Genomic DNA, 14396 nt, shown 5'->3' with positions numbered 1-14396 from the left:
CTCTGACCGTCGGTTGTCGGCCAATGACGCCGTCGCGTCCCGGAGTCCGGCGCTCCGGCTGGTGCATGATGGGGCGCATGGGGACCGAGGGGGCCGGCGGACGTGTGATCGCGGGGCGCTACCGGCTGGAGACGGTGCTCGGACGCGGTGGCATGGGCGTGGTCTGGCGGGCCACCGACCTGCTGCTCGGCCGGCCCGTCGCCGTCAAGGAACTCGCCCTCGACGACTCGCTCTCCGCGAGCGAGGCCCGGCGACGGCGGGAGCGCACGCTGCGGGAGGCCCGCGCGGTCGCGCAGTTGAGGCATCCGCATGTGATCGTCGTCCATGACGTCGTCGAGTTCGAGGAACGCCCGTACCTGGTGATGGAGTTCATCGACGGCGCCTCGCTCGCCGACCGCATCGGGGCGGACGGTCCGGTCGACGCCCGCGAGGCCGCGCGGATCGGCGTCGCCCTGCTGGGCGCCCTGCGCGCCGCGCACGCGGCCGGGGTGCTGCACCGCGACCTCAAGCCCGCCAACGTCCTGGTCGAGAACGGCACCGGCCGGGTCGTCCTCACCGACTTCGGCGTCGCCCATGTCAAGGGCACCACCACGCTCACCGAGAGCGGCTCCTTCGTCGGCTCGGCCGAGTACACCGCCCCGGAGCGCATGTCGGGGGCGGGCACCGGGGCCGCGTCCGACCTGTGGTCGCTGGGGGCGCTGCTGTGCGCGGCGGTCAGCGGTGAGTCGCCCTTCCGGCGCGATTCGCTGGGCGCGGTCGTGCACGCCGTGCTGTCCGACGAGCTCCGGCTGCCCGACCGGGCGGGGCCGCTGCTGCCCGTCGTACGAGGGCTGCTGGAGCGTGATCCGTCGCGGCGGCTGGACGCCGTGGCGGCCGAGCGGATGCTGCGGGCCTTCCGCGACACCGGGCGCACGCCCGAGCCGGAGCCGGCACAGCGGCCGGCGCGCGCCGGGAAGCTGGCGGTCGCGCTGCTGGTGGCCGCGATGGCGGCGGCCGGGCTGTCCGCGGCGGCCCTGCTCGTCAACGGCGACGGCGACGGCGGCGGCCCGCCGACGAGCCCGGCGCCCTCGACGTCGGTGAGCACTCCGCAGCGGACCCCCTCCTCTTCGGCCGGCCGCGCCTAGCCCATGGCGTCGCTGAGTCACGGGTCTGTGACCGTGCCCCCTTCCGGCTGGCTGAGCAGGCGGTCGGCGCGATATGCATGGACCCATGAGCAACAACGGGGGAGCCCGCTACGGGGCCGACGAGCCGACGAGTTTCGGCCTGCAACCGCCGAACCCGCACCCGCCGGCGGGTGTTCCGCATCCGGGCAACCCGTACGCGGCGCCGACGCAGGTCGTGCCGCCCCAGCAGCCCGCCCAGGCCTCTCAAGATCCCGGCGCCGGACGGCTGATCGCCGGGCGCTACCGGCTGCTCGCCAAGCTCGGGCACGGCGGCATGGGCACGGTGTGGCGGGCCAAGGACGAGACGGTGGACCGCGAGGTCGCCGTCAAGGAGCCCCGCGTCCCGGACCACCTGCCCGAGCGGGAGCAGGCCAACGCCTACGAGCGGATGCGCCGCGAGGCGCGCGCCGCGGCCCGCCTCGACCACCCGGCGGTCGTCAACGTCCATGACGTCGCGGTCGTCGACGGCCGGCCCTGGATCGTCATGGAGCTGGTGCAGGGACGCTCCCTCGGTGCCGCGCTCCAGGAGGGCACGCTCGGCGCCCGCGAGGCCGCCCGGGTCGGCCTGGAGGTGCTCGGCGCGCTGGAGGCGGCCCACGCGGCCGGAATCCTGCACCGTGACGTCAAGCCGGACAACGTCCTGCTCGGCCGGCACGACCGGGTCGTCCTCACCGACTTCGGCATCGCCCAGATCGAGGGCGAGACCAATCTGACCGACACGGGCGGCTTCGTCGGCTCGCCCGAGTACATCGCGCCGGAGCGCGTCCTCGGGCAGCGGCCGGGACCGGCCTCCGACCTGTGGTCGCTGGGTGTGGTGCTGTACGCGGCGGCCGAGGGCGTCTCGCCGTTCCGCCGCAGCAACACCCCGGCCACCCTCCAGTCCGTCCTCAACGCCCACCCGGCCCCGCCGGCCTCGGCGCAGGGCCCGCTCGCCGAGGTCATCAACGGCCTGCTCCAGAAGGACCCGGCGCACCGGCCGGGCGCCGCCCGGGTGCGCGCCCTCCTTGAGGCGGCCGCCAACCCGCCCGCCCCGGCGCCGACCCAGGTCGTGACGGTGTCGGGCGGCGGCGACCAGGGCGGCATCCGCATCGGCCGCAGGACGCTGATCGGCATCGGTGCCGCGGTCGTCGCGGCCGCGGTGGCGGCCTACTTCGCGATCGCCCAGCCCTTCAAGGATCCGCTGTCCGAGGACTGGCACAAGGAGGAGGCCAAGAACCTGGCCGCGACCCTGACCGTGCCCACGGGCTACCAGAAGTCCGGGCCCGAGCCGACCGACCCCAAGGACGATCACTGGGTGCGCTTCACGGACCCCAGCGGGGCCGTGTACATCCGGCTGGAGCTGAGCAAGAAGTCCGAGGACACGCTCGACTCCATCGCCAGCAGCCCCACCGGCCAGGCCTACGACGAGAAGGAGGAGCTCGAGGGCGGCACGAGCTCCGCCTACAACATGGCCGACGACAAGCCCGTGAAGGTGGAGACGGAGAAGACCACCTACGGGGGCCGGGAGGCCGCCGAGAGCACCCTGACCTACACGGACGACACGGTCAGCGACTTCCCCGTGCCCCGGGAGGTCAGGCTCTTCTACGTCAACACGGAGAAGGGCGACATGTACCGGCTGTCCATCTCCTATCCGGGCCAGGGCGACTTCACCGAGCGGGGCCGTGAGGTGGCGGAGCACGTGATCGAGACCGTCGACATCGACAATCTCTGACTCGTTCCTTCGACAACTCCCGCCCCACGGGGTAGGCATGGGGCATGAGCGAGGGCGGCGAACACGCGCGCGAGGGACGCCTGGTCGACGGCCGCTACCGGCTGGACGGGCGGCTCGGCTCCGGCGGCACGGGCACCGTGTGGCAGGCGTTCGACCTGCTGATGGAACGTCAAGTGGCCGTGCGCCGGCCGAAGGTGCCCCGCGACTCCGACGGGGAACCGGGGCGCCGGGCCGTGAACCGGGTGTACCGGGAGGCCCGCGCGGCCGCCCGCGTCGACCATCCGTCGGCCGTCGTCATCCACGATGTGGTCGTCGACGACGGACTCCCGTGGGTCGTCATGGAGCTGGTGCGCGGCCACTGCCTGCGCGAACTCCTCGCGCGCGGCCCGCTGCCCGACACCGAGTGCGCGCGCCTGGGCCTCGCCGTCCTCGGCGCCCTGCGCGCCGCGCACGCGGTCGGGATCGTCCATCGCGACGTACGGCCCGCCAACGTCCTCGTCGAGCACGGCACCGGCCGGGTCGTCCTGACCGACTTCGGTGTCGACCCCGTACGGGGCTCGGAGTTCGCCGCGCCGGAGCGCCGGGCCGGACGGGACGCCGGGCCGGCCTCCGACCTGTGGTCGCTCGGTGCGCTGCTGCACGCGGCGGCGGTGGGCGTGGCCCCGGCCGGGCATGCCGGGCCGGAGACTCCCCTCGCGCCGGAGTCTCCGCTCGTGCCCGACGGTCCGCTCGGGCCGCTGATCTCCCGGCTGCTGCACCCGCGGCCGGCGCTGCGCCCGGCCGCGGACCTCACCGCGGCGCAGCTGGCGGCGGTGGCCGGGCAGGTGCGCGCCGGTGCCGTGACGAAACTGGCGTTTGAATGAAGAGTGGGGGAGCGGGGGACAAGCCCCTGATCAGGGCGTTTATTGCCAGTGATCACTGGCGGCTTGTGTGCAGTCGGTGAATCCCCATTACCGACGGGTACACAAAGCCCTCGCCTGCGCATACCCTGCGCGTCATGACCGAAGCGCAGGCACCCGAGAAGGCCGCCCCCGGCACCAACCCCGTCGCCCCCGCCCCCGCGGGCGTGCGCACCGCCGCCGACGTGGTCACCCCAGAGCTGGTGGCCCAACTCACCAAGGGCGTCACGGGTTCCGGCCGGACCGCCAACCACACGCCGTTCACCGGCGAGAAGCTGGCCGACCTGCCCGAGTCCACCCCCGAGGACGTCGCCCGTGCCTTCGAGGCGGCCCGCGCCGCCCAGGCGGTCTGGGCCCAGGTGCCGGTACGGCAGCGCGCGGCCGTGCTGCTCCGCTTCCACGACCTCGTCCTGGAACGCCAGGCCGAGGTGCTCGACCTCATCCAGCTGGAGACCGGCAAGGCCCGGCTGCACGCCCACGAAGAGGTCCAGGCGGTGGCGGTCGCGGCCCGCCACTACGGCCGTAAGGCGTCGGCCTACCTGAAGCCCAAGCGGCACACGGGCGCCGTCCCGACCCTCACCAAGGTCACCGAGCTGCGCCACCCGCGCGGTGTCGTCGGCCAGATCGCCCCCTGGAACTACCCGCTGGAGCTGTCGGTCGGCGACGCGCTCCCCGCCTTCGTCGCGGGCAACGCGGTCGTGATGAAGCCGGACACCGAGACCTGCCTCACGGCTCTCTGGGCCCGTGACCTGCTCGTCGAGGCCGGACTGCCCGCCGACGTCTTCCAGGTCGTCCTCGGCGAGGGCCCGGTCGTCGGCCCCGAGGTGGTCCGTCACGCCGACTACGTCTCCTTCACCGGCTCCACCCGCACCGGCCGCGAGGTCGCCCAGGGCGCCGCCGCACGCCTGGTCGGCGTCTCCCTCGAACTCGGCGGCAAGAACGCCATGCTGGTCCTCGAGGACGCCGACCTGGACAAGGCCGCCGCGGGCGCGGTCCGCTCCTGCTTCTCCTCCGCCGGCCAGCTGTGCATCTCCATCGAGCGGCTCTACGTCCACGAGTCGGTCGCCGACGCCTTCCTGGAGCGCTTCGCCGCCCGCACCAAGGCCATGCGGCTCGGCACCTCCCTCGCCTACGGCGCCGACATGGGCTCCCTCGTCGGCGAACGCCAGCTGGAGACCGTGAAGCGGCATGTGGAGGAGGCCGTCGCGCAGGGCGCGCGGCTCGTCGCCGGCGGAGTCGCCCGCCCGGACGTCGGCCCCTACTTCTTCGAGCCGACCATCCTCGACGGCGTCACCGACGCGATGTCCGTCTGCACCGAGGAGACCTTCGGCCCGGTCGTCTCGATCTACCGCTTCAAGACGGAGGAGGAGGCGATCGAGCGCGCCAACGCCACGTCGTACGGCCTGAACGCCTCGGTCTGGACGAAGGACGGCCGCCGCGGCCGCGAGGTCGCCGCCCGCCTGCGCACCGGCACGGTCAACGTCAACGAGGGCTACGCCTCCGCCTACGGGTCCGTCCAGTCCCCCATGGGCGGCATGAAGGATTCCGGCCTCGGCCGCCGCCACGGCTCCGAGGGCATCCTCAAGTACACGGAGGCCCAGACCGTGGCCCACCAGCGGATTCTGCCGATGGCCCCGTCGCTGGGCATGAACGACGAGCAGTACGCGGCCTTCATGAGCCGCAGCCTGCGTCTGATGAAGGCGTTCCGCCTCCGCTAGGCCCCCTTCTTCTCCCCACCCGTTCTCAACGAGGAGAGCACGTGTCCCAGGACGCTTACGACTACGACGTCATCGTCGTCGGCTCAGGATTCGGCGGCTCGGTCACCGCCCTGCGCCTGACAGAGAAGGGCTACTCCGTAGGCGTCCTGGAGGCAGGCAGGCGCTTCACCCGAGGCACACTCCCCAAGAACTCCTGGGACATCAAGAACTACCTCTGGGCCCCCAAGCTCGGCCTGTTCGGCATCCAGCGCATCCACCTGCTCGGCAACGTCATGGTGCTGGCCGGCGCGGGCGTCGGCGGCGGCTCCCTCAACTACGCCAACACCCTCTACGTCCCGCCGAAGCCGTTCTTCGACGACCCCCAGTGGAAGGACATCACCGACTGGCAGGAGGAGTTGAAGCCGTACTACGACCAGGCGCAGCGCATGCTCGGCGTACGGCTCAACCCGACGATGACCCCGTCGGACGTCCATCTGAAGGCGGCCGCGCAGCGCATGGGCGTCGGCGACACCTTCCACATGGCCCCGGTCGGCGTCTTCTTCGGCGACGGCAAGGACGCCGACGGCAAGGCGAAGGCCGAGCCGGGCCGGCAGGCCGACGACCCCTACTTCGGCGGCGCCGGCCCCGCCCGCAACGCCTGCACCGAGTGCGGCGAGTGCATGACCGGCTGCCGGCACGGCGCGAAGAACACCCTCAACGAGAACTACCTCTACCTCGCCGAGAAGGCGGGCGCGGTGGTGCACCCCATGACGACGGTCGTGTCGGTGACGGAGGACTCCCAGGGCGGCTTCGCGATCACCACGATGCCGACGGACAACCGCCGCAAGGGCGCCGGCCGGGTGTTCAAGGCGCGCCGCGTCGTCCTCGCCGCCGGCACCTACGGCACCCAGACCCTGCTGCACCGCATGAAGGCCAGCGGCCGCCTGCCGTACCTCTCCGACCGGCTGGGCGAACTGACCCGCACCAACTCCGAAGCCCTGGTGGGCGCCCAGACCACCGACCGGCGCTACCGCAAGGCCACAGGCGAGCGACGCGCCGACTTCACCCGCGGGGTCGCCATCACCTCGTCCATCCACCCGGACGAGAGCACCCACATCGAGCCGGTCCGCTACGGCAAGGGTTCCAACTCGATGGGCAGCCTGTCGATCCTCCAGGTGCCGTACGCCGAGAACTCCTCCCGGGTGCTGGGCTGGCTGGCCAACGCGGCCCGGCACCCGGTGCTGGTGCTGCGCTCGCTGTCCAACCGGAAGTGGTCGGAGCGGACCATCATCGGCCTGGTGATGCAGTCGCTGGACAACTCCCTGACGACGTATCTGAAGCCGGACGGTGTCGGCAAGGGCCTGCTGACCGCCCGCCAGGGCCACGGCTCGCCCAACCCCAAGCAGATCCGGGCCGCGCAGGAGGGCGCGAACGCGCTGGCCGCCGAGATCAACGGCTTCGCCGGGTCCAACGTGGGCGAGCTGATGGGCACCCCGCTCACCGCCCACTTCCTCGGCGGCTGCCCCATCGGCGACTCCCGCGAGACCGGCGTCCTCGATCCGTACCACCGGCTGTACGGCCACCCCGGCATCTCGGTCGTGGACGGGGCGGCCGTCTCCGCGAACCTGGGCGTGAATCCGTCCCTGACGATCACCGCGCAGGCCGAGCGGGCGATGTCCTTCTGGCCCAACAAGGGCGAGGCCGACCCGCGTCCCGCGCAGGGAGCGGCGTACGAGCGTCTCCAGCCGGTCGAGCCGAAGGCGCCGGCCGTGCCCGCGGACGCGTTCGGGGCGCTGCGGCTGCCGTTCCTGGGGATGCCGGCGGTGCCGCCGAAGAAGGACGGTGCCGCCGAAGAAGTAGGCGCGTGAAAACCAGAGGGACCTGCGCCCCCCTCCGAGCGCAGGTCCCTCTGGTGGTCTCTGGTTTTTCTGTGCGACTTCCTGTGCGGCTTTTCCCGTGCGGCTTTGTCTGTGCGGCTTTGTCTGTGCGACGCCCTCCGGGGCGTTCGCTCAGGCGTTGCCGCCCTTGCGTCGCCGTACCGCGATCACCGCGCCCGCACCGGCGACGACGGCGAACCCGCCGACGAGCGCGATGACGGGGAGCGCGGAGCTGGAGCCGGTGGTGGCGAGGTTGCCGGACGTGGTGGAACCCGTGCCGCCCTGCGGCTTGTGGTCCGTGTCGCTCGGCGTGGCCTGGCCCGGGCTCGGGTTGGCGGAGCCGGCCTTCAACACCTCGAAGTCGTACTGGGCCCAGCCCTCGGCGATGCACTCCTTGCCGCCGACCTGGTCGAGGTAGGCGCCGGAGCCGAAGGAGTAGGCGTCACCGGCGGGGGCCTCGGCGTCGATGCTCAGGCGCAGCTCGACCGACCGGGAGGCGTGCGCGGCGAGCGTGGTCTCCAGGAACTCGTCACCGGCCCAGTCGCCGTCACCGATCCGGGTCCAGCGGCCGCCGTCCTTGAACTCCAGCTCGACGTACGGGCTGAGGTAGCGCGACTCCTCCACCTCGTAGTTCTCGACCTCGGCGTAGAGGTGGACGTCCTCGATCGGGGCGTCGGAGTCGTTGGTGACGACGAGGCGGAAGGTGTGGGCGCCGTCGCCGGCGACGATCTTGCCGGGCAGGCCCTTGATGTCCGCGGACACCTTGACGTCGTCGTAGCCCGCGTCGAGGTCCTCGCAGAACGGGTAGTCCTCGCCGGGCGGCACCTGGCTCGGCTCCGGCTCGGGCTCGTCGGAGCCGGTCGGCGTCGGCGTGGGCGTCGACTCCGGGGTGGACGTGGGGGTCGGGCTCGGGGTGGAGCCGGGCGTCCCGGTCGTCGCACTCGGGGTCCCGCTCGCGCTCGTGGCCGGCGTGGTCGACGGGTCGGCGAACGCGACGGAGGCGGACAGCACGGCGAGCGGTGCCACGACCGCCGTGGCGGCGGCCGCTGCCACGGCACGGTGAAGCTTCATCAGGACCTCGAGATCACGAACGGGCCACGGGTGGGGGTGCCCCTTGGTGCCAGGTTTGATCAGTGAGGCCTGTGAATGGTTGTCCCCGCACCCTCATAAATTTCATGTGGCCTGAGTCACATGGGGGAAGAGGGGCGCCGGCGCGGCGAAGGGCCCCGCGGGGCTGCGCCGCGGGGCCCTTCCTCTGGTCGGCACCGACGTCAGGGCCGTGTCGGTGCCCGGGACAGCGGCGCCGGGGGGTTGCGCCGCTGGTGGTGTGCCGTTCGTGGTGTGCCGCAGGAGGTGTCGAAGGGGGCAGGGTGATGCGCAGGGGGAGTCGCCGGGTTTCCCGTAGGGGGACTGGGGGGTCCGCCGGCCGGCCCCGGGCGTCCCCGGAGCCGACCGTTCTCTTGGGTGACCGGGCTGCTGTCCCCTGCCGTCCGGTCACGACCCTGGAGCGAGGTCCCACGACGCACGGCACGTTCCGTACGTCTCATCGCCCCAGTGAGCCACGCGTGGTTCTTTCGGGCCCGCGCCTGGCTGACGCGGACACCCGGAGCAACGAAGCGATTCGCGTGCCGGTCACGCGCCGTACGGGTGAGACGGGGCCCGAACTCAGATGCGACCCCGGCACAGCTCCAGCAGCGTCATGGCGAGGGCGGTGCCCGGCTTGCCGAGGGCCGCGCGGTAGTGGTCGAGGATCTCCATCTCGCGCGAGAGGTTCACCCGGCGGCCGCCGGAGGTGATCCGCGCCTCCTGGATGACGGCCGAGACGGCCACCCGTTCCTGGATCAGGCCGATGATCCGGTCGTCGAGCGCGTCGATCCGCTCCCGCGCTCCGGTGATCACGTCGGCGGCCTCGGAGGTGCGGGCGCCGGTCACGTCGAGGGCAGTCATAGGGGGCTCCTTGGGGAAGAGGCCCCGGAGCGACAAGGACCGGAAACGACAGACGCCCCGGGCCTTGTCGGCCCGGGGCGCCTGGGAAGTCGCTTGTCAGTAGCTCAAGCAGCACGACCATGGCAGCCGGCGGGCCGGTTGCCATAGGTAAAGAGGAAGGTCGTCTGCGTGAGCATGGGCTTCAGTATGCCGGGCCCGCCCCGGGCGTCCAAGCCGGTTCGGATGGTGAGATGCGCGACTGTCGGGCCGTACGCCGGCAGCGGGGGCGGTTTCCCGCCCCCCACCTCGGTAGAATCGGACAGCAGAAGACCCCCGCCCAGCCGCCGGAAGGCAACCCGTGTCATCTGCGACCCCCGCTGCCGCCGCCCCCGACACCGTTCTGGTCGTCGACTTCGGCGCGCAGTACGCCCAGCTCATCGCCCGTCGAGTCCGCGAGGCCCGGGTCTACAGCGAGATCGTGCCCAGCACCATGCCGGTCGCCGAGATGCTCGCCAAGAACCCGGCGGCGATCATCCTCTCCGGCGGCCCCTCGTCCGTGTACGAGGAGGGCGCCCCCCGTCTCGACCGCGCGATCTTCGAGGCCGGCGTTCCCGTCTTCGGCATGTGCTACGGCTTCCAGCTGATGGCACAGGTCCTCGGCGGCACCGTCGACAACAGCGGCGCCCGTGAGTACGGCCGTACCGACCTGCACGTCTCCCGGACGTCCTCCACCCTCTTCGAGGGCACCCCCGACGAGCAGCACGTGTGGATGTCGCACGGCGACGCCTGCTCCGCCGCTCCGGAGGGCTTCACCGTGACCGCGTCCACCGACGTCGTCCCGGTCGCCGCCTTCGAGAACGACGACAAGAGGCTCTACGGCGTCCAGTACCACCCCGAGGTCATGCACTCCACGCACGGCCAGCAGGTGCTGGAGCACTTCCTGTACCGGGGTGCGGGCCTGCAGCCCAACTGGACCACGGGCAATGTGATCGAGGAGCAGGTCGAGTCGATCCGCTCCCTCGTCGGTGACAAGCGCGCCATCTGCGGTCTGTCCGGCGGTGTGGACTCCGCCGTCGCCGCCGCCCTCGTCGCGCGCGCCATCGGCGACCAGCTGACCTGCGTCTACGTCGACCACGGTCTGATGCGCAAGGGCGAGACCGAGCAGGTCGAGAAGGACTTCGTGGCCGCGACCGGCGTCAAGCTGGTCGTCGTGGACGCCGAGGAGCGCTTCCTCTCCGCGCTGAAGGGTGTCTCCGACCCCGAGGAGAAGCGGAAGATCATCGGCCGCGAGTTCATCCGCGTCTTCGAGCAGGCGCAGGCGGACATCATCGCGGACGAGGGTCCGGCCGTGGAGTTCCTGGTCCAGGGCACCCTCTACCCGGACGTCGTCGAGTCCGGCGGCGGCACCGGCACCGCGAACATCAAGTCGCACCACAACGTCGGCGGTCTGCCCGAGGACCTCGAGTTCAAGCTGATCGAGCCGCTGCGCAAGCTGTTCAAGGACGAGGTCCGCATGGTCGGCCAGGAGCTCGGCCTGCCGGACGAGATCGTCCAGCGCCAGCCCTTCCCGGGCCCCGGCCTCGGCATCCGCATCGTCGGCGAGGTGAACAAGGAGCGGCTCGACCTGCTCCGCGACGCCGACGCCATCGCCCGCGAGGAGCTGACGGCGGCCGGCCTCGACCGCGACATCTGGCAGTGCCCGGTGGTCCTGCTCGCGGACGTCCGCTCGGTCGGCGTCCAGGGCGACGGCCGCACCTACGGCCACCCGATCGTCCTGCGCCCCGTCTCCTCCGAGGACGCCATGACGGCCGACTGGTCGCGTCTGCCGTACGACGTCCTCGCGAAGATCTCCACCCGCATCACCAACGAGGTGCGGGACGTCAACCGGGTCGTCCTCGACGTGACCTCGAAGCCGCCGGGCACCATCGAGTGGGAGTAAGCCCCTGTTGTGAAGGGGCTCAGGTCCGCTTGAGAGTGCGCACCGGCTCTCCGGGCTTCCAGACCTGGACGACGAGGTACTTGTCGTCCTCGACGTAGGTCCGCACGACCTCGGTCAACTCGGTGCGGAAGAGGTGGAACGGCTCCGGCGGTTCCACCTCTTTCGTGTAAGCCGCCTTCGTCGCCGCGTCGGTGACCTCGACCGCCCGCCCGCTGATCCGTACGTCGCCGCCGCCCATGGACTGGCCCTCCCCGGGGTTCGCCTGAAGCGCGAAGCGGGGGTCCCTGAGCAGGTCGAGGGCCTTGAGCGAGCCCGGCATCATGCCCAGCCACAGCTCACCGCCCAGGAAACGGACCTCCAGGCCCGTGGTGCGGGGCGAGCCGTCCTTGCGGAGGGTGGCGAGGATGTGGTGCGTGAAGGCACCGAACCGTTCCTCGACGGTCCCGGCGAGGTCGGGTTCGGCGGTGCGGAAGGTCTCCCAGTTCGCCGCGGTCCTCTTCGAGGCGTTCGTCTTCGAGGCGTTCGTCTTCGCTGTGTGCGTCGCGCTTTCTGCCATACGGCGAGTGTGGCGCGGAATCCCGACATCTGCTGTCGGGATTGTGCGACCCTCACACGCCGTGATGGATGGGCCGGACGTACCGCTCCCGGCCCTGCTGGTCCCGCACCGGTATGCAGCCCGCGGCGGTGAGCTGGGCTGCCAGCTTGGCGCGCCTGGCCGCGTTGACGCGCAGCGCGCCGAGCAGGAAGGTCGGCAGCAGCACGACGAGCGGCAGCAGCACGAGGTACTTGCCGGTCACCACGGCCAGCAGCAGGAACAGCAGCGGGGACGCCACCGCCATGCTCAGCATCTTCTTCCGGTCGACGGCGGAGCCGAACGCGTCGTACCTGATCAGCGCGGTCAGCACCGCCACGTGCGCCTGCGCCTCGGGCAGCGGGGTCAGCGTGCCCTGCTGCATGCCGGGCACCGGGCCGCCCGCTCCGGCCTGCGGGAACGCCGCCGCGTTGGCCGCCGCCCGCTGCCGCGCCCGGTCGTCGTGGTCACGCACCAGATAGACGTGCAGGGTCTTCTTCTCGCCCTCGACCCGCGCGTCGGCGTACCGGAAGCCGTACGCCTCCGCGATGTACGCGAGCGAAGCCACCGTCTGCGCCTTTGCGAACGGATGGTGGAGCTCGACGACGTCCTGGGACGCGGCCTGCCGCATGACGGCGGTGATGTGCTGCTCGGCGAGGCTCACGGGAGCTCCTGACGTGCGGATGGCCGAAAATCGGCGCTTCACTTCTGATTCCGGATGGCAGACCCGCCAACCTTCGCGAAGGTTGTGCGCCGTGCCTCTGTTGCGTACGTCATCTTTGCGCAATGACCTGTCCTCCTGCGCCGACCGGGGGTACCTTCCGCCCGTACGACCACCCAGTGCCGGAGGACTCGATGCACGGGACGCCCGGGCCCACCCCGCCCCCCGCCCTCCCGACGGACCGGCTGCGGTTCGCCATGCCCCCCAGGCACGACTCCGTCGAGGACGAACGCCTGCACCGCAAGGAACGCCTCGCGGGCGCCCTGCGCCTCTTCGGACGGCTCGGCTTCGAGGACGGCGTGTCCGGCCATATCACCGCCCGCGACCCCGAGTACAGCGACTGCTTCTGGGTGAACCCCTTCGGGATGCCCTTCAAGCACGTCACCGTCAGCGACCTGGTCCTCGCCAACTCCGACGGCCAGGTCGTCGAGGGCCGCTTCCACGTCAACCAGGCCGCCTTCACCGTCCACGCCCAGGTCCACGCCGCCCGCCCCGACGTCGTCGCCGTCGCCCACTGCCACTCCGTGCACGGCCGCGCCCTCGCCGCGCTCGGCGAACTCCTCGACCCCATCACCCAGGAGAGCTGCGCCTTCTACGAGGACCACGCCCTCTACGACGCCTACACCGGCGTCACCGTCGACGCCGAGGAAGGCCGCCGCATCGCCGACGCCCTCGGCTCCGGCAAGGCCCTCGTCCTGCGCAACCACGGACTGCTCACCGTCGGCGACTCGGTCGACGCCGCCGCCTGGTGGTTCCTCACCATGGAACGCTCCAGCCAGGTCCAACTCACTGCCCGCGCCGCCGGCCGCCCCGTCCTCATCGACCACCGCATGGCCGTCGCCACGCGGGAGCAGTTGGGCGGGGACCTGGTGGCCTGGATCAACTACCAGCCACTTTGGCAGGACATCAGCCGGAGCGAGCCGGATCTTTTGACGTGAGCTGAGCTGAACTGAACTGACTTGGTGGGGCGGGGCTGGGTGAGATCGGGGTGCGGGTGAGGTCGGGGAGGGGTGGGGCGCCCAGGGCCCAGCGTGCGGGATGCTCTCGACGGCCCGTCACGCAACTGGTCCGACTCCGTGTGCCGTCGGACTGAGCAGCACCTCCATTTCCTACGTATCGTCGGTCGAGGGGTCATGTCCCGTGGGCGAGAGGCGGCCGGCAGCGATGACGCACCGTATTCATCCCAACACGCACACTCCCTACCCCGGCGGCGGCCGGGACTGGCGTGCCACCGCCACCTACTACGCGCTCCTTCCTCTGCGTCTCTTCCTCGGCGTCACCTTCATCTACGCCGGCCTGGACAAACTCACCGACAGCGGCTTCATGAAGGACTCCGGCTCCGGCTCCATCGGCGCGATGATGCGCGGCGTCCGGGACTCCGCCGCCATTCCCGAACTGGTCGACCTGGCCCTGAAGAGCCCTGCCGGCTTCGGCTACGCCATCGCCATCGGCGAGCTGGCCGTCGGCATCGGTACCCTGCTCGGCCTCCTCGCCCGCATCGCCGCCCTCGGCGGTGCGCTGATCTCCCTCAGCTTCTGGCTGACGGTGAGCTGGGCCTCCGATCCCTACTACTACGGCAACGACCTCCCCTACCTGATGGGCTGGCTGCCCCTAGTCCTCGCCGGCGCGCCCTATTTCTCGCTGGACGCGGCCTTGCGCAATCGACGCCGGGAACGGAGTGCTGGGGGCTACTCGTGAGGTGGACCGGCCGGGGCCGCCTGGCGGCGGGGGTGCAGTCACGTTCGAGGAGGCTGGGGGTGGCTGATGGTGGGGTGGGGTGGTCGTGACTGCCTGGCCGGGCCGACGGTGGCTACGGCCGAGCCAGGCGGGGGGCGGCTGCTGCTCTGAGCCGGGCCTGTGGCGGGGGTCGCTGCGGTTGCCGATGGAGCGGT

General features: G+C 71.6%; 12 protein-coding genes. 8 read left to right on the top strand and 4 right to left on the bottom strand.

Annotated elements, in window-relative coordinates:
* Positions 1 to 77 precede the first annotated feature (77 nt).
* The 5 genes from RKD23_RS14920 (at position 78) to RKD23_RS14900 (ending at position 7338) form a co-directional block, all read left to right on the top strand.
* The gene (locus RKD23_RS14920; RefSeq protein WP_424854133.1) at positions 78 to 1124 is read left to right on the top strand and encodes a serine/threonine-protein kinase; all 1047 of its coding nucleotides are present in this window, start codon (positions 78 to 80) and stop codon (positions 1122 to 1124) included.
* An 85-nt stretch (positions 1125 to 1209) separates the two neighbouring features.
* Positions 1210 to 2874, top strand: coding sequence for a serine/threonine-protein kinase (locus tag RKD23_RS14915; protein WP_424854132.1), 1665 nt, complete (start codon positions 1210 to 1212; stop codon positions 2872 to 2874).
* 44 nt (positions 2875 to 2918) lie between these two features.
* Positions 2919 to 3737, top strand: a complete 819-nt coding sequence (locus RKD23_RS14910) for a serine/threonine-protein kinase (protein ID WP_424854131.1) — start codon at positions 2919 to 2921, stop codon at positions 3735 to 3737.
* 134 nt (positions 3738 to 3871) lie between these two features.
* Complete coding sequence (locus RKD23_RS14905) at positions 3872 to 5491, top strand: succinic semialdehyde dehydrogenase (RefSeq protein ID WP_424854130.1); 1620 nt, start codon at positions 3872 to 3874, stop codon at positions 5489 to 5491.
* A gap of 41 nt (positions 5492 to 5532) precedes the next feature.
* Positions 5533 to 7338 carry a GMC oxidoreductase gene (locus tag RKD23_RS14900; protein ID WP_424854129.1) on the top strand — a complete coding sequence of 602 codons (1806 nt, stop codon included), beginning with the start codon at positions 5533 to 5535 and terminating at the stop codon, positions 7336 to 7338.
* A 141-nt stretch (positions 7339 to 7479) separates the two neighbouring features.
* Here the strand turns inward: RKD23_RS14900 and RKD23_RS14895 are convergent, their stop codons facing one another.
* Together RKD23_RS14895 and RKD23_RS14890 are read right to left on the bottom strand one after the other, a co-directional pair.
* A complete protein-coding gene (locus tag RKD23_RS14895; RefSeq protein ID WP_424854128.1) occupies positions 7480 to 8418 on the bottom strand; it encodes a cell wall protein in 939 nt (312 codons plus the stop codon).
* Between the two features lie 594 nt (positions 8419 to 9012).
* The gene (locus tag RKD23_RS14890) at positions 9013 to 9294 is read right to left on the bottom strand and encodes a chorismate mutase (protein WP_404043572.1); all 282 of its coding nucleotides are present in this window, start codon (positions 9292 to 9294) and stop codon (positions 9013 to 9015) included.
* A 337-nt stretch (positions 9295 to 9631) separates the two neighbouring features.
* Between RKD23_RS14890 and guaA the strand changes: the two genes are divergently transcribed.
* Positions 9632 to 11212, top strand: a complete 1581-nt coding sequence (gene guaA, locus RKD23_RS14885; protein WP_424854127.1) for a glutamine-hydrolyzing GMP synthase — start codon at positions 9632 to 9634, stop codon at positions 11210 to 11212.
* Between the two features lie 19 nt (positions 11213 to 11231).
* On the opposite strand, the gene RKD23_RS14880 is transcribed toward guaA, so the two are convergent.
* Both RKD23_RS14880 and RKD23_RS14875 read right to left on the bottom strand, forming a co-directional pair.
* Complete coding sequence (locus tag RKD23_RS14880; RefSeq protein ID WP_424854126.1) at positions 11232 to 11768, bottom strand: pyridoxamine 5'-phosphate oxidase family protein; 537 nt, start codon at positions 11766 to 11768, stop codon at positions 11232 to 11234.
* A gap of 52 nt (positions 11769 to 11820) precedes the next feature.
* The gene (locus RKD23_RS14875; RefSeq protein ID WP_424854125.1) at positions 11821 to 12447 is read right to left on the bottom strand and encodes a hypothetical protein; all 627 of its coding nucleotides are present in this window, start codon (positions 12445 to 12447) and stop codon (positions 11821 to 11823) included.
* A 191-nt stretch (positions 12448 to 12638) separates the two neighbouring features.
* Between RKD23_RS14875 and RKD23_RS14870 the strand changes: the two genes are divergently transcribed.
* Both RKD23_RS14870 and RKD23_RS14865 read left to right on the top strand, forming a co-directional pair.
* Positions 12639 to 13442 (top strand): class II aldolase/adducin family protein, encoded by an 804-nt coding sequence (locus RKD23_RS14870; RefSeq protein WP_424854124.1) that lies wholly within the window; start codon positions 12639 to 12641, stop codon positions 13440 to 13442.
* Between the two features lie 226 nt (positions 13443 to 13668).
* Positions 13669 to 14202, top strand: a complete 534-nt coding sequence (locus RKD23_RS14865; protein WP_424854123.1) for a DoxX family protein — start codon at positions 13669 to 13671, stop codon at positions 14200 to 14202.
* Positions 14203 to 14396: the final 194 nt, after the last annotated feature.

This window comes from Streptomyces sp. SAI-170 (assembly GCF_049739565.1).
GTDB lineage: Bacteria > Actinomycetota > Actinomycetes > Streptomycetales > Streptomycetaceae > Streptomyces.
The sequence above is the reverse complement of the archived record's forward strand: the minus strand, read 5'-3'. Positions and strand labels throughout refer to the sequence as shown.